This window comes from Azospirillum sp. FG154 (assembly GCF_057809575.1).
Map to the genome: position 1 here is coordinate 1 of NZ_JBMDKF010000008.1, position 19,087 is coordinate 19,087.

Sequence of the window (19,087 nt, forward strand, 5' to 3'; positions counted from 1 at the left end):
CCCCCCCCCCCCCCCCCCCCCCCCCCCCCCCCCCCCCCCCCCCCCCCCCCCCCGCGCCATAGACCAGAACCCCGGCCAGACACAGCAACACCAGCGCGGCCATCCGCTCGAACAGCCCGTTCGCGGTCAGCCAGGGCGACAGACGTTCCTGCGCCAGCCACAGCGCGCCGCCCATCGCCCCGGCGGCCAGCGCCATGCGCGGCAGGTTGCGCCGCAACCGGGCGTCGGCGCGGAACAGCCCGCGCCGGGTCAGCAGCCACGCCAGCAGCCCGGCGTTGACCCAGGCCGACGCCGACGTCGCCACCGCCAACCCGACCTGCGCCAACGGACCCATCAGCGCCAGCTTCAGCGCGACGTTCACCGCCACCGCCGCCAGCGCCACCCGCACCGGAGTCGCCGTGTCCTGCCGGGCGTAGAAGCCGTTGACCAGACTGCGGATCACCACGAAGGCGGGCAGTCCCAGCGCGTAAGCCTGCAAGGTCGCCGCCGAGGCCGCCGCATCGCTTGGTCCGAAGGCCCCGCGCTGGAACAGCACGGCGACGATGGACAGCCCGGCGACCAGAAAGGCGACGGCGGCGGGCAAGGTCAGCACCAGCGAAAATTCGACCGCGCGGTTCTGGCTGTCCACTGCCCCGGCCTCGTCCCCGCCCTTGATGCGCTTGGCCATGTCCGGCAGCAAAACGGTTCCCACGGCGATGCCGATCACCCCCAGCGGCAATTGATTCAGCCGGTCGGCGTAATACAGATAGGACACCGCCCCGGTCGGCAGGGCCGAGGCGATCAGCGTGTCGGCGAACAGGCTGATTTGCGTCAGCCCGGCCCCCAGCGCCGCCGGTCCCAGCACGGCGAGAAAACGCTTCACGTCGGCGGTCAGACGCGGGCGGACCAACCGCAGCCCCATGCCGATCTTGTTCGCGTCCCAGGCCAGATAAACGAACTGGACCACCCCGGACAGCAAAACGCCCCAAGACAGCGCGTGCCCGGCGGTCGGCATCAGCGGAGTCGCCAGCACCAGCGCGGCGATCAGGCACAGATTCAGCAGGATCGGCGCCGCCGCCGCCGCGCCAAAACGGCTCATGCTGTTCAGCACGCCGCCATAGAGCGAGACCAGGGCGATGAACAGCAGATAGGGAAAGGTGACGCTGGTGAACAGCACGGCCAGCCGGAACTTCTCCGGCTCGTCGGAAAAGCCCGGCGCGAAGACCGTCATGAATTGCGGCATGATCGCCAGAATGCCCAGCACGAAGACCAGTTGCACCGCCAGCAGCAGCGCCATCACCTCTTCGGCGAAGCGTTTGGCGGCGGCCTGCCCGTCCTGCACCAGCTTGCCCGAGAACAGCGGCACGAAGGCGGAGTTGAAGGCCCCCTCGGCGAACAGCGCGCGGAAATGGTTGGGCAGCCGGAAGGCGACGAAAAAGGCGTCGGCCACCGGCCCCGCCCCCAACAGCGCGGCGGTCAGCACGTCGCGGACAAAGCCCAAAACCCGGCTGGCCAGCGTCAGACCGCCGACGGACAGAATGTGACGAAACACGATGCGGTGTTACCCTTCGCAAAAATCCCGCGAAAAAAGCTTTGCCCGACATCCTAGCGACGCGGGCGCAATCGTCATAGGATCGCGGCCCTGTCCCGTCCAGCGCCACGGAAACGAAGCGATGCCGAATCCTCTGCCCTTGACCTATCTGGAAGCTGGCGAAGCCAACGGCGGCACGCCGTTGTTGGTGCTGCACGGCCTGTTCGGCTCGGCCCGCAACTGGCAGACCCTGGCCCGCCGCTTCGCCGAAACCCGCCGGGTCTACGCGCTGGATCTGCGCAACCATGGCGGCGCGCCTTGGGCCGACGGCATGAGCTACCCGCAGATGGCCGACGACGTTCTGCGCTTTCTCGACGACCGGGGCTTCGCGCGGGCCAACGTGGTCGGCCATTCGATGGGCGGCAAGACGGCGATGACGCTGGCCCTGCGCCACCCCGACCGCGTCGCCCGGCTGGCGGTGGTGGACATCGCCCCGGTCGCCTACACCCACACCCACGCCCCCTACGTCGCCGCCATGAAGGCCGCCGATCTGACCCGTTGCGCACGCCGCCAGGAGGTGGAGGCGCAGTTGGTCGCCGCCGTGCCGGAAGCGCCCTTGCGCTCTTTCCTGATGCAAAATCTGGTTCTGGAGAACGGCGTCTTCTCGTGGCGGGTCAATCTCGACGCCATTGGCGCGGCCATGGCTGATTTGATCGGCTATCCCGATCTGGGCGACGCCCGCTACGACGGCCCCGCCCTGTTCATCGGCGGCACGGCCTCCGACTACATCCGCCCGGAGCATCACGCGGCGATCCGCCAGCGCTTCCCCAAGGCGGAGATCGCCATGATGGAGGGGGCCGGGCATTGGCTGCACGCCGAACGTCCCGATGACTTCGCCGCGATGATCGAAAACTTCGCGTGAAGAGTGGTTCCAACCACCAATCATCGCCGAACCAGACCTTGCATCGTCATGACGCCGGGGCTATCAAGCCACCGCGCCCCAAAACGCGGCCTGCGGGATCAAACGCGGCCGCCTTCTGCGAAGGATCGACCGACCATGAGCGCCATCACCGAGATTCACGCCCGCGAGATTTTGGACAGCCGGGGCAACCCGACCGTCGAAGTCGATGTGTCCCTGGAAAGCGGCGCCTTTGGCCGCGCTGCGGTTCCCTCGGGCGCGTCCACCGGCGCCCATGAGGCGGTCGAGCTGCGCGACGGCGACAAGAGCCGTTACGGCGGCAAGGGCGTTCTGAAGGCCGTCGAGGCCGTGAACGGCGATCTGTACGACGCGCTCGCCGGTCTGGACGCCGCCGACCAGCGCGCCATCGACCTCGCCATGCTGGAGGTTGACGGCACCGCCAACAAGAGCCGCCTGGGCGCCAACGCCATTCTGGGCGTGTCGCTGGCGGTCGCCAAGGCGTCGGCGGAAGAGGCTGGTCTGCCGCTGTACCGTTACGTCGGCGGTGCCTTCGCCTCGCTGCTGCCGGTGCCGATGATGAACATCATCAACGGCGGCGCGCACGCCGACAACCCCATCGACATTCAAGAATTCATGATTATGCCGGTGGGCGCGGAGAGCTGCGCCGACGCCATCCGCATGGGCGCGGAGATCTTCCAGTCGCTGAAGAAGAAGCTGAAGGACGCCGGTCACAACACCAACGTCGGCGACGAGGGCGGCTTCGCCCCGAATCTCGGCTCGACCGACGACGCGCTGGGCTTCGTCATGAAGGCCATCGAGGCCGCCGGTTACAAGCCGGGCGACGACGTCATGCTGGCGCTCGACGCCGCCTCGACCGAGTTCTTCAAGAACGGCAAGTATGAGCTGGCTGGCGAAGGCAAGTCGCTGACCCCCGATCAGATGGTGTCCTACTGGACCGATCTGGTCGGCCGCTACCCGATCATCTCCATCGAAGACGGCATGTCGGAAGATGATTGGGACGGCTGGAAGGCGCTGACCGAGGCCATCGGCAAGAAGATCCAGTTGGTCGGCGACGATCTGTTCGTCACCAACCCGCTGCGTCTGGCCGACGGCATCAAGAAGGGCACCGCCAACTCCATCCTGGTGAAGGTCAACCAGATCGGCACCCTGTCGGAGACGCTGGAAGCCGTCGACATGGCGCACAAGGCCGGTTACACCGCCGTCCTGTCGCACCGTTCGGGCGAGACCGAAGACAGCACCATCGCCGATCTGGCGGTCGCCACCAACTGCGGCCAGATCAAGACCGGCTCGCTCAGCCGTTCGGATCGTCTGGCCAAATACAACCAGCTCATCCGCATCGAAGAGCAGCTCGGCGTCGCCGCCCGCTTCGCCGGTCGCAGCATCCTGAAGGCGTAATCACCCGACGCGCCTGCCGGTCATGAAAAGCCCCGCTCCGGCGTCCCGGAGCGGGGCTTTTTCTTTGGTCGATGGCCGCGTCCGATCAGGCAGCGCGAATGCCCTGGAAGAAAGACACCACCTCGTGACGCAGGCGTTCGGCGTGATGGGACAACTCACCCGCCGCGCCAAGAACCTGGGTCGCCGCCGCGCCGGTTTGCCCCGCCGCCGCGCTGACCCCGCCAACCGTGTCGCTGACATTGCCCATGCCCATGGCGGCCGCCTGGACGTTCCGGGAAATCTCGTTGGTCGCCGCCGTCTGCTGATTGACCGACTCGGTCATGTCGCGGGCGATTCCGTGCAGTTCGGTGATGATTCCGGTGATCTCCTGAATCGCGCGCACCGCGTTTCCCGTCACCTTCTGCATCTCGTCGATCTGGCTTGAGATGTCCTCGGTCGCCCGCGCCGTCTGGGTGGCCAATCCCTTCACCTCGCTGGCGACGACGGCGAACCCCTTGCCCGCTTCGCCCGCGCGCGCCGCCTCGATGGTGGCGTTCAGCGCCAGAAGGTTGGTTTGGCTGGCGATTTCGCCGATCAACTGAACCACCTCGCCAATGCGGGTCGCCGCCTCGGTCAGGCTGCGCACCGTCTCGTTGGTGCGACCGGCTTCGGCGACCGCCCGGTCGGCGATCGCGCTCGATTCGACCGCCCGGCGTCCGATTTCCTGAATGGACGACGACAATTGTTCGGTCGCCGCCGCCACCGCTTGAACGTTGTTGGTGGCGCCGGTGACGATCCCCGTCGCGCTAGCCGCCTGCCCCGACGTGCTTTGGGCCGTGATCGTCATGTCGCGGGCCGTCGCGTCCAATTGCGACGCCGCCGAGGCGACCGTGTGGAGCGTTTCAGTGGCGCTGCGGTCAAAACGGGCGATCAGATCCTCAATCCGGGCGGCGCGCTCGATTTGCTGGCGTTGCTCCGCGTCGCGGGCGGCCTCCAACCGTTGGCGCTCCATCCCATTGTCGCGGAAAACCTGAAGGGCGCGGGCCATGCCGCTGATTTCGTCACGACGGTCGGCGTAAGGAATCTGCGTCTGCAAGTTCCCTTGAGCCAATTCTCCCATCACCGACGTCATGCGGGTGATTGGCCGCGACACCCCGACAACCAGACTGCGGGTGACGGCGCCCAAGACAAAAAGACCAACGACGATGGCCGCCAACGACGCTTCGCTTATGAGCGTTCCAAGCGCCAAATCTTCCAAAGCCCGCACATTGACGCGTTGGTCAAGCTGCTTGGAGACCTCCAAAATAGCCTTGCGCAGCGGTGGAGACAGGTCAAGCCAGAGGTCATAATGCCCGCCAAGCGGGGCTGATCCCTTCAGCGCTTGGCTGAGCTTGCTGGTGAAGGCGGGAAACCCCGCCATCGCCTGGGCGGCGGCCTTGGTCGCCGCGCCGCGCTCCGCCTCAGGAATCAGGGCCAACAGGTCGGCCCAATTGCGTTGCACGCCGTCAAGCGCCTGCGCGACCCGATCCGCTGATCCAGGCGATGAGTAGATCGTCGCCATCACGCCAAGAACCCGCGAATTGACCGTGTCCATGTCGTTGTAGAGCGCCGTCATCGACGCGCGAACCTTCAGGTCGCGACCGCTCAAATCGTTGAGAAAGCCAACGCTGCGTTGGTTCCAAAAGACCGACAGCACCGTCACCCCGATGAAGAGGAGCGCGACGACCGCCATCAGGGCCGGAACCCGAAAACCAATCTGTCCGATTTTGTCCCGCAACCGTCCCGTCACCACAGTCATGTCACTCCCCCCGTCCTAAGGCGCTGGCTGCAAGAGGCGCGTCACTGCTCGCTCGGCAGCCCGGCCTTGCTCCACTCGCTCCAACCACCGCGCAGCCATTTGACGTTCTTGTAACCGGCTTCCGCCGCCGCCTTGGCCGCGTCAACCGCCGACCAGCCATCCGTACCATGACCGTAAATGAGGATCACGGCGTCCTTGTTGGCGCCGAAGGCAGACGGGTCGACCGCCTTGGTCTGCTCGTTGATGGCCGAGCGGATGGACTTCGCGCCGGGCAAATGGCCTTCGACGTAAGCCGCCTTTTTGCGCACATCCAGCGCGACGCCGCCCTTCTCAATCAGCGCTTTGGCGTCAGCCGCCGTCACCGTCGCGACGCCCGGCAGCGTCGGGGGCGTTTCCCCGGTCTGCGCGAAGGCGCTGGAAGTCATGAGAAAAACCACCGCAGCAAGTGAAATCAAAGACTTCGTGAGATTTCCACCCTTTCAAGAATCAAAACGATCAAGTTATTGCGTCTCGACAATAATATTTGATCCATATCATTTCAACTGGAGAAAATTTTTCCCTTTTCTGAAATTTTATGAGCAGTCAAAAGTTATAAAACTTCAGTAAAACGAAGAAAAAATGATCCCGCTGCTAATTATTGAATTCCAATCTTATGCTTCAGCGGAATCATGCCTCCGCTAAAACCATAATTTTAATATTGATAATCAACAAGGCGTGAGAATCCGTGCGGAAGCGCACCGCCCGCTCTGATGTTTGTTTGACACGAAACCGAACGACGGAGACCGAACGCGGACGCGCTATCCCGCCAAGGCCGCGATCATCTTGCGCACGGCCTGCATCTGGAAACCGCCCTTGCGGGCGAAATCATAGCCGGTGTAGCCGAACCAGTCCCAGCAGGCCTTCGGGTTGGAGGTCGGCTTGGCCTTGGCGTCGATCTGCGGGTAAAGCACGACGATGTTGTTCACGTCGGCCCAGCGGTTGTAACCGGCGTGGACGGCGTAATGGTCGCCAATCAGGTTCGACGCCATCCGGCAACCGTGAAAGGCGACGTGCAGGCGGCAGGTCTGGCCGCCATTGGCGCAGGAATCCGGCACATAGATGTAGCCGCTGGTCGCCAGGCCGCTGCGGCTGGGGTCGCCCACATAGGGCGTCTGGTCGAACAACACGGGATGTTTGGAGGCCGTCGGCGCGTTCGGCTTGCGGCTGTCGGGGTAGAGGTGGGACAGGATGTCGCCCGCCTGATCGTACTGGCAGTTGTTGATGAATTCCGCCGGTTGTTCCCCCTTGGGGATGAAGTCGCAGGGCGCGCCGTAACCGTCGGTGATCTGCGCGTGCGCGGCGTCCGGCAGCTTGACGTATTTGACGTTGGCGTCCGGCACGCCCAGCGCCTTGTAAAGCTGCGCCGCCGCGTCGGCGACCGGGCGCTTCACGGTGACGTCGTTGCCGCCGTTGAACAGATAGACCCGCGTGGTCGCCAGATTGGTCAGCGCGTCGATGTCCTTGGCCTTCTCCCGCGTGCGGGCGTTGGCGGCCAGCGCGGCGACTTCCGGCGCGCCAATCGACACGTCCATGCAGCGCTTCAGCGCCACCATCGCCGTCGCCAGCCCGCCCGACACCTCCGCGCAGGCGTAGGGACCACCGGCGACGACGCCGACGCCCTTCACCAGACCGGAAAAGGCGATCTGAAATTGCCCGGCCATGTAAGCGCCCGACGAAATGCCGGACACCGTTGTTTGCGTCGGATCGATCCTCAAGCCCAGCTTCGCCAGCGACAGTTCCGCGCTGATCGCCGGACCCGCCACCAGAGACAGAAGAGCGGCGCTCAGAAACAGGCTGCGAAAGCGCATGCGCGTCACCTTATGTCGAAGAAGAGCCTTCACCATCGCCTCGGCGGCGACGCTCCGCGATCCACGTCCGCCGAGAGAATCCGAGTCCTGTGTAACCTCCCTCGCTTCAGCAACCAAGAGGGTTTTCCCGCCAAGCTTTCTCCACCTGGAGACAGGCCCGGCGGGACAGGCCGCGCGCCCATCTCCCATGAAAAAGGGCCGCCCCGGAGGTTGCCCCGAGGTCGGCCCCATTTCTTCACCAAAACTTGGTCAATCAGGCGCGCAGATAGCCCAGAATGTTTTCCGGCGAGGATTCGCCGTAGGGGTCGCCGTTTTCACCGGCGTCGTTGATCCCCGGCTCCTCGAACCACTTCTCGATCACGCCGTCCTTGACCACCATGGCGTAACGCCAGGAGCGGTAGCCGAAGCCGACATGATCCTTGTCGATCAGCATGCCCATGCGGCGGGTGAAATGGCCCGACCCGTCGGGGATCAGCTTGACCTTGCTCAGGTTCAGGCTCTTGCCCCACTGGAACATCACGAAAGCATCGTTGACGCTCAGGCAATAAACGTCGTCAACGCCCAGCGCCTTGAACTCGTCGTGCAACCGCTCGAAGGCGGGGCATTGCTCGTTCGAGCAGGTCGGGGTGAAGGCGCCGGGCAGCGAGAACACCACCACGCGCTTGCCCGCGAACAGGTCGTCGCTCGTCACATCCTGCCAACGGAACGGGTTCGGCCCGCCGACGCTTTCATCGCGCACGCGGGTCTTGAACACAACCGAGGGGACTTTGCGCCCTTCCATGAGACCGTCTCCGAAATTCAAAATTGGACCGGAACGACCGCCCCACCATGGGGGGCGGTCGCGGGGAAAGCGTGCTGCGTCCGAATCATAGCGCGTTCGACGCAGGGTTCAACCCTGGCCGGTCGCCCCTGGTCAATTCGCCCCAACCGAATCAGGCCGCGCCGAATCGCCTCAACTCTTGCCGGGCTTGATGTTGGGCTTGCTCGGGACTTCCAACGGAGTCGGCATCGGAATGGCCTCCGTCTCGGCTTTGCGGCGGCGGGAGGTCGCGCGGTCGCCCGCCAGCTTGTCCATCTTCACCTGCCGTTGGGCTTCCGTGCTCAGCCCGGTGGGACGCGGCGGCACCATGCCGAGGGTTGGATAGTCGCTGCGATCCTCTTTCATCGCGCGGATGGGCGACGGATTGTCGCTGACCGACCCGGAATTCCCGACCACAGCCCCCAGAAGACCATCGTCAAAGCTTCCGACGGCGCAGGCGGAAAGACCAAAAATCATAGGCGTTGCAACGCACAACAGACCAAGTCCCCGCAAGACCGCCCCCGCCCTCTGTCCACCCTTGACCATTGGTCGCCCCTTGTCGCTTGCCGCATCGTCACCCTTGTGCGGCGATGCGTGAAATGAAATGTTCACATCTACGGTGTATGAGGAACCCCGGATTTATACCGCACCGCGTCACAAAAGGACTTGCCGTCAGACGCCTTCCACGGCGACCATAGGACGCCTGCCTGTGTATAGCTGCCCGCAAGCCCCTCCTGAAGCGCAAATCTCGCTAAAGACAAGAAGGACCGCACTCATGGCCGAGAACCAGGCCCCCGACGTCAAGCTTCCCGATCCGGTCGAAATGTCGCGCGCGATGACCCGCATCGCCGAACAGAGCCAGCGGCTTGTCTCCGAGTTTCTGTCGCGTCAGGCCGCCGACGGCATGGGCGCGAAAAGCCCCGACCCGATGGGCGTCGGCCACGCCTTTCTTGAAATGACCACCCGCATGATGGCCGACCCGGCCAAGCTCATGCAGGCGCAGATGACCTTGTGGCAGGATTACCTGACCCTGTGGCAGCGCACGACGCAGCGGATGTTCGGCCAGGACGCCCAGCCGGTGATCGCGCCCAACAAGGAAGACCGTCGCTTCAAGGATTCGGCCTGGGACGAAAACACCCTGTTCGACTTCATCAAGCAATCCTACCTGCTGAGCGCCCGGTGGATGCAATCCACGGTCAATCAGGTCGATGGCCTGGACGACCACACCGCCAAGAAGGTCGATTTCTACACCCGCCAATTCGTCGACGCGATGGCGCCGTCGAACTTCGTCATGACCAACCCCGAGGTTCTGCGCAAGACCATCGAGAGCGGCGGCGAGAATCTGGTCAAGGGTCTGGAACATCTGCTGACGGATCTGGAGCGCGGCAAGGGCGAGCTGCGCATCTCGATGACCGATTACGACGCTTTCCAGTTGGGCAAGAACATCGCGGTGACGCCCGGCAAGGTGGTCTTCGAGACCCCGCTGATGCAGTTGCTGCAATACACCCCGACCACGCCGGACGTGAACAAGCGTCCGCTGATGATCGTGCCGCCCTGGATCAACAAATATTACATCCTGGATCTGCGCGAGAAGAACAGCTTCATCAAGTGGGCGGTCGATCAGGGCCACACGGTGTTCGTCCTGTCCTGGGTCAACCCGGACGAGACGCTGGCCGCCAAGAGTTTTGAAGATTACATGTTCGAGGGTCCGCTGGCCGCGTTGGACGCCATCGAAAAGGCGACCGGCGAGAAAGAGGTGAACGCCATCGGCTATTGCCTGGGCGGCACGCTGCTGGCCTCGACCCTGGCCTATATGGCGGTCAAGAAGGACGCCCGCATCAAGTCGGCGACCTTCTTCACCACCATGCTGGACTTCACCGAAGCGGGTGAACTGTCGATCTTCATCGACGAGGAGCAACTGACCTTCATCGAAGGGCAGATGGCCGAACAGGGCTACCTGGACGGCGCGAAGATGGCGACGACCTTCAACATGCTGCGCGCCAACGATCTGATCTGGTCGTTCGTGGTGAACAACTATCTGCTGGGCAAGGATCCGTTCCCGTTCGATCTGCTCTATTGGAACGGCGACAGCACCCGCATGCCCGCCGCGATGCACAGCTTCTACCTGCGCAGCATGTACCAGAAGAACCTGCTGGTGCAGCCGGGCGCCGTGACGCTGGGCGGCGTGCCGATCGACCTGACCAAGGTGAAGACCCCCACCCTGTTCCTGTCGGCCCGCGAGGATCACATCGCCCCGTGGAAGAGCACCTACATGGGCGCCCAACAGTTCAGCGGCCCGGTCAAGTTCGTGCTTGGCGCCTCGGGTCACATCGCCGGCGTGGTGAACCCGCCCGCCGCGAACAAATACTGCTACTGGACCAGCGACAAGCTGCCGAAGACGAGCGACGCGTGGCTGGAAGGCGCGACGCAGACCGAAGGCTCCTGGTGGCCGGAATGGAACACGTGGGTGTCGCAGTTCGCCGACGGCAAGGTTCCCGCCCGTCAGCCTGGCGACGGCGCCCTGAAGGTTCTGGACGACGCCCCTGGCTCCTACGCCAAGGTGAAGAACAGCTAACCCTGGCTTGCCACGGTTGCTGACGAAAGGCGCGCCCCTGCGGCGCGCCTTTTCTTTTTTGCCGCAGGCGAAGACCCGGCCATGGCCCCCCCGCGACGGTTTCACCCGTTGACAGTTCGTCCACCCCCGTGTGGGATTCGCCGAACCGTCATTCCTTCATCATTCCCACGCCATCACCAAGGACCAGCGCATGGCCGACAAGACCGAAAAAATCGCAAAAATCCGCCTCAGCAAGCTGGACCATGAGGAAAACCGGATCGAATCGGCGGAAGAGTACGACCGTCGTTTGGGCAAACTGCAAAAAGAGTTGCTGCGAATCCAGCAAACCTATTGGCACGAAAAACGCCGCGCCATCATCCTGTTTGAAGGTTGGGACGCCAGCGGCAAGGGCGGGGCTATCCGCCGCATGACCGAGCCGCTCGACCCGCGCGGCTTCCACGTCTGGCCGATCTCCGCCCCGACGCCGGAAGAGCAGAGCAAACATTACCTCTACCGCTTCTGGACCAAGCTGCCCGCTGGCGGCACCTTCGCCATCTTTGACCGTTCCTGGTATGGCCGCGTGCTGGTCGAGCGGGTGGAGAAATTCACCAGCAAGGACAATTGGAAACGCGCCTACGATGAAATCGTCGAGTTCGAGCGGCTGTTGACGGATGACGGCGTGCGCATCGTCAAGATCTTCATGCACATCACCCCGGACGAGCAGTTGGAACGCTTCCGCGAGCGGTTGAACAACCCCTACAAGCGCTGGAAACTGACCGAAGAGGATCTGCGCAACCGCGCGCGCTGGAACGATTACGTCAAGGCGACGGAGGCGATGTTTGACAAGACATCGACGTCAAGCGCGCCCTGGCACGCCATTCCATCCAATTCAAAGTGGTTCGCCCGCTTGAGCGTCCTGGAAACCGTGACCAAAGCGCTGAAAGCCGGAATCAACATCAGCCCGCCGCCGATCAACGGCAACGTCGCCAAAATGGCCGCCGAAGTTCTCGGCGTCATCCCGGACGAACCCAGCGAGTGACGCTCCGATCCCGCTGATTGACTCTCATCAGCGGGTCTTCGCCAACGCTCAGGGCTTCCGCCCAGGCAACGGCGGCTTGGGCGTCGCAGGGGCGGGCGTCGCAGGGACCGACGCCGCTGGAGCGACGGGAGCGGGAGCGGGAGCGGGGGCCGCCGGGGCCGACGTCGGCGCAGCCGGGGCGGGCGGCGCGGCCGCCGGATTGACCGCCCCGTCCGTCGGCGTCGCGCTGGCCGCCGGGGCGGCGGCGGGACCGTTGGCGGCGGACGGCGGCGACGCAGGGGCGGTTCCAGCCTTGCGCAACACCTGGGTCAGATTGTCGCGCACCTTGTCGGCCAGTCCGGCGTCACGTTCCGCTGATTCATGAAACAGCACGGTGAACAATCGGCCTTGCGACAGCATGAAGGTCAGGCCGACGTGCAACGTCTGCTGCTTCAGCGCGCAATCAACCGCGCCGGTGCGCAGGGTGATCGCACCCGCCTGCTCGCTGTTGTTCAAGGTGATGGTCCCGGCGCCTTCGCACCGCGCTTTCATCGCTTCGGCGAATGTGTTCGACAGATCGTCCAGTTTGGCCCCTTCGTCGGCCACCCGCTCGCGGATGCCGCCGACCAACGGACCGAATCGCCACGCCACATCCGCCGGACGTTGATCCGCCGGAATCTTGTCCAACGGCACCGGTTCGGCGTCGCGCACGCCAGCGGCGGCGAGCAGGCTGGCCAGCCCCTCCGGCAGGCGGGCGACGGGCGGCGTTCCCGCCGGGGCTTTGCCCGTCGAGGTTTTGATCGGCGGCACGTCTCCGCCCTTGTCCACGCAAGTCTTCAGATCGTTCAGCACCTTCTTCGTGCCTTTGAGCGCGAACGAAATGCGATCCGACGTGGAGATAATCACCAGCTCCTTGCCGGTCATCAGGGCGTTGACGAATTCCTCGTCCTTGCCGCTGGGAATCACCAGCATGTCAGTTTGCGAGGCGACGGCGATCCGCTCGCGCTTGATCTTCCCGTCGATTTCGACCTTGACCGGCCAGCGTTCGCCCTGCGGCAAGTCGGCGCCAGGAATGCCGACGCCAAGGTTGGTTTCGCCCTTTTGGCTGCGCGCGATCATCAGCGCATGGCCGGAGGTGAAGTTCGCCTCCACCACGCAGTAGGCGAATTTGCCGTCCTTGTCCTTGGCGGCGCCGCCCTCCCAGCCATCGACCAGCTCCGCCGGGCCGTTCTTTTCCGGCGGGGCGCCCTTTGCGTCGGGGGCCTCCGCCGGGGCGCCGGGCGCCACGATTTCCGTTTGAGAGGACGGCGCGCCGTAATAGACGGACGGCGGCAGCCCCGGATCGACCGGCACCAGCTCCGCCACCTGCGCGCCTCCCATCTGCGCGCTCAACGCCATGGACGACGCCGTCCCCAAAAGGAACAGAGCGGACAGCGGAGCGGCGAAACGGGCGATCATCGGGCGAAATCCATGGGCAGGTTGTGGCGGCGAAGCTAACGGCGGGCGTCTTTATCCGCAAGAGCAACCGCCGCGTCGCGACCGAAAGTCAAAGCCCAAAGAACGCATCGTGCAACACCGTTGCCGAAAGATCACCCACCGGCCCATCCCGCACCACCCGACCCAACCGCAACAGCAACGCGCGCGGCGCGATGGACAGCGCGCGCGCCGCGCTCTGCTCGGCCACCAGCACGGCGGTTCCAGCCTCCGCCACCGCCTGGATCGCCGCGAACAGTTCCCCCGCCAGCTTCGGCGACAGGCCAAGCGACGGCTCGTCCAGCAGCAGCAGACGCGGACGGCCCATCAGGGCGCGGCCAAAGCTGAGCATCTGTTGCTGCCCGCCCGACAGCCGCCACGCTTGCTCGCCGCTTTTGCGCGCCAGATCGGGAAACAGGGCGAAAACACGGGCGACGTCCTGGGCGCGGGCGCGGCGGTCGGACAGCCCGGCGACCTCCAGATTGTCGCGCACGCTCATTCCGGCGAACACCCGCCGCCCTTCCGGCACATAGCCAAGACCACGCCCAACCCGCCGTTCCGTCGACAGTGCGGCGAGGTCCTCCCCGACGAAACGCACGACGCCATTGGCCGGGACCAAACCGAGGATCGCTTTCAGCAGGCTCGATTTGCCCGCGCCATTGGCCCCCAGCACGGCCATGGTCTCCCCCGCCGCCAGGGTCAACGACACGCCGTCCAACGCCAGCGCCCCGCCATAGGCGACGCTCAGCCCCTCCACCGACAGCAGCGCGGTCATGACTCGCCCTCGTCGTCGTCGGCGTCGCCGTCCCGAACCCCTGGCCCGCCGAGATAGGCGGCGATCACGGCGGCGTCGCGGCGCGCCCCGTCGGGCGGCCCGGCGTAGAGCGTTCGTCCACGGTCCAGGCACACCACCCAGCCGACCAGAGGAAGCAGGAAATCCATGTCATGCTCGACCACCAGCAACGCCATTCCCTCCCCCGCCAAGCGGCGCAGATGGGCGGCCAGATCGGCCTTTTCCGCGTCGGTCAGCCCCGCCGCCGGTTCGTCCAGCAGCAAAACCGACGGACGTCGCGCCAACGCGCGGGCCAACTCCACCCGCCGCCGCAAGGCCGCTGGCAAGCCATGGCAGGGCCGCGCCGCCAGGGAACCGACGCCCAGACGGTCCAGCGCCCAACGGGCGTGCGCCTCGGCCTTCGCCACGCTGCGGTCGAGGGGCAGCCGGGCGGCGGCCACCGCCTCCAGCACGCTGGATTGGTCCGGCAGGGTCGCCGCCTGAAAGCTGCGGGCCAGACCGGCGCGCGCGATCTGGTCCGGCGGCGCGCCGCTCCAGTCGCGCCCGCCGATCCACACCGCCCCGTCGTCCGGGCGCTCCAGCCCCGACAGGACGTTGATGAGCGTCGTCTTGCCCGACCCGTTCGGGCCGATCAGCCCGACGATGGCCCCCGCCTGCACGCTCAACGACACGCCGTCAAGCGCGCGCACGCCGCCGAAGGATTTGCTGAGATCCGCGACGCGCAGAATCTCCCCCACCGCGCGCGGTCTGGCGGGCGGCTCCACCGCGTCGGGCAAGGCGCGTGGCGGCGCTGGAAACAACCGCTCCAGCAGGCCGGTCAGGCCATTGGGCGCGACCAGAATCGCCAGCAGCAGCGCCGCGCCATAAACAATCAGATAGCCGCGCTCCAGCCCCCGGAACCATTCCGGCAGATGAATCAGCAGCAGCGCCCCCAACACCGCGCCGACCATCCGCCCACGCCCGCCGACGACGGCGATGGTCAGGATCGTCACCATGACCGGGAATTCCAGAACCTCCGGCGACACCACCCGCTGGGTGTGAACCGCCAGCGCTCCCGCCGCCCCGGCGTAAACCGCCGACAGCGCGAAGGCGGTCAGGCGCAGCCGCCCGACGTCCAGCCCCAGACAGCCCGCCGCCAGCGGATCATCGCGCACCAGCTCCAGGGAGCGGCCCAACCGCCCGCGCGCCAACCGCCAACCGATCAACCCGCCGACCGCCGCCAGCCCCCAGACCAGCGCCGCCATCGGCAGACCACGCGGCGCGACCCAACCGAACAGCGCGAAGGCGGGAACCCCCGGCAAGCCGTTCGCCCCGCCAGTCAGGTCCGGCAGATTGACCGCCAGAAGATGCAGCACCTGCGCGACGCCCAAGGTCGCCAAGGCGAAGTAATGGGACTCCAGCCGCAACACCGCCAAGCCGACCGGCAGCGCCACCAGCAACGGCGCCAGCAGCGACAGCGGAAAGGTGACGGAAGCGTCCAGCCCGTAGCGGCTGCCCAAAATCCCGGTGACGTAGGCGCCCAGCCCGAAAAACGCGCCCTGCGCCATGGACAGCGCCCCGCCCAGCCCGAACAGGATTTGAAAGCCGAAGGCGGCCAGCGCGTACACCCCGGCCACCGTCAGCACCCGCAGGCCATAGGGCGAGGCGAAAAACAGCGCGTAGGCCAATCCGGCCAGCGCCGCCGCCAGCAACAGCGCGTTCCGTCGGTCACGCACGACGGCGCACCGCTTCGCCGAACAGCCCTTGCGGCCGAACCATGAGAATGAGCAGCAAGACGCCGTACAGCGCCCCCAGCGCCACCGGATAGGAGAAAACCGACGACACCCCCACCTCGAACAGCGCGATCAGCAGCGCGCCGACCACCGCGCCGGGAACCGATCCCCAACCGCCGACCGTCACCGCGATGTAGGCCTTGAGAATCAAATCGCCGCCCGCCGTCGGCGTCACGAAATAGCGGTTGGCCAGCAGCAGCCCCGCCGCCCCGGCGCAGGCCGTTCCAATGGCGAACGTCACCAGAATCATCCGCGTCACCGGCACGCCGCAGGCCCGCGCCATCTCGGGATCCTGCGCCGTCGCCCGCAAGCGGCGGCCAAGCTGGGTGTGGGCGAAGACCATGTGCTGCGCCCCGATCAACAGCCCCGCCACCAGGATGATGGCGACCGACTGCTCCGGGAGCGCCACCCCGCCCAGCCGCAACACGCCGTCGCCCACCAGCGGCGGGGCGACGCGCGGCTCTGGGCCGAACAGAACCGCCGCGCCGTTTTGCAGGATGATGCCGACGGCGATGGTGCTGATGAAGACGGAGACCGGCGGACGGTTGCGCAGCGGCAAATAGGCGACCAGCGCCAGCAGCAGCCCCAACCCAGCCATCGCCAACACAATCACCGGCAGCAAAACCAACCCCGGCAGCGGGATGAGCGGGGCCAACGCCACCGCCAGCATCCCGCCCGCCATCACCAGATCGCCCTGGGCGAAATTCACCGCCGATGTGGCGTTCAGCACCAGCACAAAGCCCAACGCCACCAGGGCGTAGGCCGCCCCCAGCGCCAGACCATTCACCAGAAGCTGAAACGCCGTTTCCACCTCACTTCACCACGCCGGTCACGTTGTCGTAGCGTTTGACCAGGGCCGGAACGCGGGTCTTGCCGTCGTAACAGACGATGACGGCGGAATGGGCCATGTTGCCCTTGCCGTCCGACGCGTAGCTCATGGCCAGCCCGTCGTGACGCCCGGTGGACAACGCCTTGCGGACGTCGTCGGCGCTCTTGGCCCCGGCCTGAACCGCCGCCAGAACCATCCGCATGCCGTCATATTGGCCAAGGGCGAAGGCGTCCGGCTCCTTGCCGAAGGCGGCGCGGTAGGCGGTGGTGAAGGCTTCCACCGCCGGGCTGCCGCCCGACGCCGGCGACGCGGCGGTTTCCGCGCAAACGCCTTTCAACTCCGCTGGGTCAAGCAACGCCGCCGTGCTCGGCTGGTGCATGGCCGATCCGGCCACCACCGGGATTTTCAGGCCGCTGGTCGCCGCCTGCCGCAGCAACAGCGCGGTCGGCCCGGCGTGCAGATGCAGGACCAAAACGTCGGGGTTGGCTGACAGCGCCTTGGTCAGCACCGGCAGCAAATCCTTGGCCGCCGGGTCCACCCCCTCCTGAAAGACCGGGTTGACGCCCAGCGCGCGGAAGGCGGCCTCCAGATGGGTTTTGCCGCTCTGACCGTAGGCCGTGGTCTGATAGATCACCGCCGGACGGGTTTTCTTCAACTCCTCCACCACATAGCGGGCGTGGGCGGTCTTGGTCACGGCGTCGCCGGGGAAAAAGCGGAAGACCCAGGGGTTGCCCTGTTCGGTGATCGACGCGGTTCCCGACACCGTGACCAACGGCGCTTTCAACTCAGCGGCCAGCGGCAGCATCGCCAACATCTGGGTGCCCAACATGCTGGCGGCCACCGCGCCGACCGGCCCGCCGCCCATCGCCCGTTCCAGCCCGGTGACGGCGGCCTCCGGCGAGGTGCCGGTGTCGATCACCTCCGACGCCGCGACCAACCCGGCGGGCGCCTCCTTCAGCGCCAGCAGCGCGCCGTTGCGCTGGCTGGTTCCTTCCAGCGACAGAAAGCCGGTGAGCGGCACGAGGACGGGAAAGGACAAGCCGTCCGCCCGCGCCGGACCCGCCGCCGCCAACAGACCAACCAAAAGGGGAATCAAGCGCCGCATCCGAAAAGCCTCCTCCCAACCAACGGGGAGAGGCCGCGCCGCGCGTCCGCGTCACGGCGGAGGATGGTCGGCGCGGTCGGCTCCCTTCGCTGGCATGACCCAGATCAGGTTCGATGGGTGTGTCTCAGCCCGCGACCCCGCAGGCACCCCAGCCGTAAACGACGGGCGACAATGTGGTCGCCCGCTTGGGCCTGTCAAGCGCCGAACAACGCGGCGGGCATTCAGCTTCCCGGCAGGGAATGGACGTTGGGGATGAACAGATCCCGCCACGTCGTTGGTTTGGTCTTGATCGAGCCGACGCGCGCCATGAAATCGGCAAATTGCATCACGCCGTTGGGCGTTGTGGAGAATTTGGTGTCCGGGTCTTTAATCATCCGCTCCACCTCCTCCGGCGCCACCTTGGCCTTTGACGATTGCGCGTAGATCGCGGCGGCGCGCGCCGGATCCTGGGCGATCAAGGCGTCGGCCTCCTCCAACGCAGACAGGAAGGCGGCGGTCAGTTTCGGGTTGGCGTCGATGAAGCGTTTGGGCGCGTAGACGAGATCCAGCGAGATGTTGCCCAGCACATCCACCGAATTCATCACCCGGCGCACCTGCGGGTTTTCCAGCTCCATAAAGGAATAGGGCGGCGAGCCGAGATGGCTGTTCACCTCCGTCTTGCCGGACACCAGGGCGGCGTAGGATTCCGGGTGCGGCAAACCAACCGTCAGCGGGTCGAGCTTGGCGTAATTCTCATCGCCAAACTCCTTCGCCACCGCCATTTGCAGCACGACGGCGGACAGCGACGTCTTGATCCCCGGCAGCGCGATCTTGTCCTTCGGCCCAAAATCCTTCAGCGATGTGATGGCCGGGTTGATGGTGTTGAGGTACAGCGAGGTCGCGCTCAACCCGGCGAGCGCCGAGATTTCGAGCTTGGCGTTGCCCTTCACCTTCGCCCACAGAGTCAGAAAACCCGGCACGCCAATCGCCGCGATGTCGAGATTGCCGGAAATCATCGCGTCGTTGATGACGTTGCCGCCGTCCAGTTGCAGCCACCCAACCTTGACGTCGCCCAGTCCCGCCGCCTTGGCCTGCTTTTCCAGGAGCTTTTCCTGCTCCATCACGATCATCGGCAGATACAGGATGCCGAAGCCCTTGGAAATGCGGACCTCGGCGGTTTCCGCCTGAACGGTTCCGGCGGCCAGCGCGACCAGCGCCGTCGCCAGAACGCCAATCCGGCGCAGGGTGGTAAAGGTGAGCATAGGGATCCTCCCGGAACGGCTTTTGTCGTTCGCA

The 19,087-nt window shown here is 65.7% G+C and carries 16 protein-coding genes and 1 riboswitch; of the genes, 4 read left to right on the forward strand and 12 right to left on the reverse strand.

The genetic code is table 11. The annotated features are described in order from the left end of the window. A partial coding sequence (murJ, locus tag ACODS4_RS11300) for a murein biosynthesis integral membrane protein MurJ (protein WP_488863618.1) occupies positions 1 to 1,531 on the reverse strand: 1,531 nt, incomplete at its 3' end. Positions 1,532 to 1,652: 121 nt separating this feature from the next. Here murJ and ACODS4_RS11305 point away from each other — a divergent pair. After that, positions 1,653 to 2,432, forward strand: coding sequence for an alpha/beta fold hydrolase (locus ACODS4_RS11305; protein WP_488863620.1), 780 nt, complete (start codon positions 1,653 to 1,655; stop codon positions 2,430 to 2,432). A gap of 135 nt (positions 2,433 to 2,567) precedes the next feature. Next, positions 2,568 to 3,845 (forward strand): phosphopyruvate hydratase, encoded by a 1,278-nt coding sequence (gene eno / locus ACODS4_RS11310; RefSeq protein WP_298365513.1) that lies wholly within the window; start codon positions 2,568 to 2,570, stop codon positions 3,843 to 3,845. A gap of 85 nt (positions 3,846 to 3,930) precedes the next feature. Here eno and ACODS4_RS11315 read toward each other — a convergent pair whose 3' ends face one another. The 5 genes from ACODS4_RS11315 to ACODS4_RS11335 all read right to left on the reverse strand — a co-directional run bounded on the left by ACODS4_RS11315 (position 3,931) and on the right by ACODS4_RS11335 (position 8,745). After that, a complete protein-coding gene (locus tag ACODS4_RS11315; protein WP_488863622.1) occupies positions 3,931 to 5,622 on the reverse strand; it encodes a methyl-accepting chemotaxis protein in 1,692 nt (563 codons plus the stop codon). A gap of 41 nt (positions 5,623 to 5,663) precedes the next feature. Then, positions 5,664 to 6,047 carry a rhodanese-like domain-containing protein gene (locus ACODS4_RS11320; protein WP_488863624.1) on the reverse strand — a complete coding sequence of 128 codons (384 nt, stop codon included), beginning with the start codon at positions 6,045 to 6,047 and terminating at the stop codon, positions 5,664 to 5,666. 372 nt (positions 6,048 to 6,419) lie between these two features. After that, positions 6,420 to 7,469 (reverse strand): extracellular catalytic domain type 2 short-chain-length polyhydroxyalkanoate depolymerase, encoded by a 1,050-nt coding sequence (locus ACODS4_RS11325; RefSeq protein WP_488863626.1) that lies wholly within the window; start codon positions 7,467 to 7,469, stop codon positions 6,420 to 6,422. Positions 7,470 to 7,722: 253 nt separating this feature from the next. Then, positions 7,723 to 8,250: a peroxiredoxin gene (locus ACODS4_RS11330; RefSeq protein WP_488863628.1), complete on the reverse strand. Its 528-nt coding sequence runs from the start codon at positions 8,248 to 8,250 to the stop codon at positions 7,723 to 7,725. A gap of 171 nt (positions 8,251 to 8,421) precedes the next feature. Further along, on the reverse strand, positions 8,422 to 8,745 hold the full coding sequence (locus ACODS4_RS11335; RefSeq protein ID WP_488863630.1) for a hypothetical protein: 324 nt from the start codon (positions 8,743 to 8,745) through the stop codon (positions 8,422 to 8,424). A gap of 298 nt (positions 8,746 to 9,043) precedes the next feature. On the opposite strand from ACODS4_RS11335, the gene ACODS4_RS11340 reads away from it, so the two are divergent. Both ACODS4_RS11340 and ACODS4_RS11345 read left to right on the forward strand, forming a co-directional pair. Next, a complete protein-coding gene (locus ACODS4_RS11340; RefSeq protein ID WP_488863631.1) occupies positions 9,044 to 10,843 on the forward strand; it encodes a PHA/PHB synthase family protein in 1,800 nt (599 codons plus the stop codon). A 190-nt stretch (positions 10,844 to 11,033) separates the two neighbouring features. Next, entirely contained in the window at positions 11,034 to 11,861 is an 828-nt protein-coding gene (locus ACODS4_RS11345) for a polyphosphate kinase 2 family protein (protein WP_488863633.1), read from the forward strand. 48 nt (positions 11,862 to 11,909) lie between these two features. Here ACODS4_RS11345 and ACODS4_RS11350 read toward each other — a convergent pair whose 3' ends face one another. The 6 genes from ACODS4_RS11350 to ACODS4_RS11375 form a co-directional block, all read right to left on the reverse strand. After that, positions 11,910 to 13,298 carry a hypothetical protein gene (locus tag ACODS4_RS11350; protein WP_488863635.1) on the reverse strand — a complete coding sequence of 463 codons (1,389 nt, stop codon included), beginning with the start codon at positions 13,296 to 13,298 and terminating at the stop codon, positions 11,910 to 11,912. Between the two features lie 88 nt (positions 13,299 to 13,386). Next, a complete protein-coding gene (locus ACODS4_RS11355) occupies positions 13,387 to 14,088 on the reverse strand; it encodes an ABC transporter ATP-binding protein (protein WP_488863637.1) in 702 nt (233 codons plus the stop codon). Continuing rightward, on the reverse strand, positions 14,085 to 15,821 hold the full coding sequence (locus ACODS4_RS11360) for a branched-chain amino acid ABC transporter ATP-binding protein/permease (RefSeq protein ID WP_488863639.1): 1,737 nt from the start codon (positions 15,819 to 15,821) through the stop codon (positions 14,085 to 14,087). Before ACODS4_RS11360 ends, ACODS4_RS11355 begins: the two co-directional genes overlap by 4 nt. Further along, the gene (locus ACODS4_RS11365; RefSeq protein ID WP_488863640.1) at positions 15,814 to 16,689 is read right to left on the reverse strand and encodes a branched-chain amino acid ABC transporter permease; all 876 of its coding nucleotides are present in this window, start codon (positions 16,687 to 16,689) and stop codon (positions 15,814 to 15,816) included. Before ACODS4_RS11365 ends, ACODS4_RS11360 begins: the two co-directional genes overlap by 8 nt. A gap of 1 nt (position 16,690) precedes the next feature. Then, positions 16,691 to 17,812 carry an ABC transporter substrate-binding protein gene (locus ACODS4_RS11370; protein ID WP_488863642.1) on the reverse strand — a complete coding sequence of 374 codons (1,122 nt, stop codon included), beginning with the start codon at positions 17,810 to 17,812 and terminating at the stop codon, positions 16,691 to 16,693. 64 nt (positions 17,813 to 17,876) lie between these two features. Continuing rightward, a riboswitch (TPP riboswitch) is annotated at positions 17,877 to 17,973 on the reverse strand. 60 nt (positions 17,974 to 18,033) lie between these two features. After that, positions 18,034 to 19,053 (reverse strand): ABC transporter substrate-binding protein, encoded by a 1,020-nt coding sequence (locus ACODS4_RS11375; RefSeq protein WP_488863643.1) that lies wholly within the window; start codon positions 19,051 to 19,053, stop codon positions 18,034 to 18,036. Between the last annotated feature and the right edge of the window lie 34 nt (positions 19,054 to 19,087).

Excerpts from the sequence above, each read along its gene's own strand:
- ACODS4_RS11375 (WP_488863643.1), bottom strand. The coding sequence starts at position 19,053 with ATGCTCACCTTTACCACCCTGCGCCGGATTGGCGTTCTGGCGACGGCG.
- ACODS4_RS11340 (WP_488863631.1), top strand. The coding sequence starts at position 9,044 with ATGGCCGAGAACCAGGCCCCCGACGTCAAGCTTCCCGATCCGGTCGAA.
- ACODS4_RS11330 (WP_488863628.1), bottom strand. The coding sequence starts at position 8,250 with ATGGAAGGGCGCAAAGTCCCCTCGGTTGTGTTCAAGACCCGCGTGCGC.
- ACODS4_RS11320 (WP_488863624.1), bottom strand. The coding sequence starts at position 6,047 with ATGACTTCCAGCGCCTTCGCGCAGACCGGGGAAACGCCCCCGACGCTG.
- ACODS4_RS11355 (WP_488863637.1), bottom strand. The coding sequence starts at position 14,088 with ATGACCGCGCTGCTGTCGGTGGAGGGGCTGAGCGTCGCCTATGGCGGG.
- ACODS4_RS11325 (WP_488863626.1), bottom strand. The coding sequence starts at position 7,469 with ATGCGCTTTCGCAGCCTGTTTCTGAGCGCCGCTCTTCTGTCTCTGGTG.
- ACODS4_RS11335 (WP_488863630.1), bottom strand. The coding sequence starts at position 8,745 with ATGATTTTTGGTCTTTCCGCCTGCGCCGTCGGAAGCTTTGACGATGGT.
- ACODS4_RS11315 (WP_488863622.1), bottom strand. The coding sequence starts at position 5,622 with ATGACTGTGGTGACGGGACGGTTGCGGGACAAAATCGGACAGATTGGT.
- ACODS4_RS11350 (WP_488863635.1), bottom strand. The coding sequence starts at position 13,298 with ATGATCGCCCGTTTCGCCGCTCCGCTGTCCGCTCTGTTCCTTTTGGGG.
- ACODS4_RS11305 (WP_488863620.1), top strand. The coding sequence starts at position 1,653 with ATGCCGAATCCTCTGCCCTTGACCTATCTGGAAGCTGGCGAAGCCAAC.
- eno (WP_298365513.1), top strand. The coding sequence starts at position 2,568 with ATGAGCGCCATCACCGAGATTCACGCCCGCGAGATTTTGGACAGCCGG.
- ACODS4_RS11370 (WP_488863642.1), bottom strand. The coding sequence starts at position 17,812 with ATGCGGCGCTTGATTCCCCTTTTGGTTGGTCTGTTGGCGGCGGCGGGT.
- ACODS4_RS11345 (WP_488863633.1), top strand. The coding sequence starts at position 11,034 with ATGGCCGACAAGACCGAAAAAATCGCAAAAATCCGCCTCAGCAAGCTG.